Raw genomic sequence first — 618 nt, 5'->3', positions numbered from 1 at the left:
CGTTTAATTCACCTTAATGAATTAAACATTTCGTTTTATTTGTCACACCAATCAACTTACAAGTAAGTCATTGTATTTGTGTGATAAATAAGAACATTTATCAGCTTTCCTAATTGTTAAAGAGCAGACTTTTTCGTTAAAAAAAGCCTTAGGTAAGTAGTGTTACTTATCTAAGGCTTCTATCATGTTGGTCACTTCAAAGATGAAGTGGTGGAGCTATGCGGGATCGAACCGCAGACCTCCTGCGTGCAAGGCAGGCGCTCTCCCAGCTGAGCTATAGCCCCAACATGGTTTGTATAAATAGATCCAATTTCATTTACAAGAAATTGGTGGGTCTGGGCAGATTCGAACTGCCGACCTCACCCTTATCAGGGGTGCGCTCTAACCAACTGAGCTACAGACCCAATATAGGTCTATCTATACGTCTCTTTTACTTTCTAATCAAACAATCTGTGTGGGCACTCATTATTACTTGCGCCAATGTACCGAAATACAAAGGATGTGTTTCTTTACGTAAGGAGGTGATCCAGCCCCAGGTTCCCCTAGGGCTACCTTGTTACGACTTCACCCCAGTCATGAACCACACCGTGGTCATCGCCATCCCCGAAAGGTTAAGCT

General features: G+C 42.7%; 2 tRNA genes and 1 rRNA gene. All 3 read right to left on the bottom strand.

Annotation, left to right across the window (positions count from 1 at the left end):
* Window positions 1-208: 208 nt before the first annotated feature.
* Window positions 209-284: transfer RNA gene (locus tag E2R68_RS13830), tRNA-Ala, on the bottom strand.
* Window positions 285-327: 43 nt separating this feature from the next.
* Window positions 328-404, bottom strand: a tRNA-Ile gene (locus tag E2R68_RS13825).
* A gap of 110 nt (window positions 405-514) precedes the next feature.
* Window positions 515-618 (bottom strand): 16S ribosomal RNA (locus E2R68_RS13820); the annotation flags it as partial.

The organism is Psychromonas algarum, assembly GCF_004376845.1.
Classification (GTDB): domain Bacteria; phylum Pseudomonadota; class Gammaproteobacteria; order Enterobacterales; family Psychromonadaceae; genus Psychromonas.
Note: the sequence above shows the minus strand (reverse complement) of the source record. Positions and strands in the feature narration are given on the sequence as shown.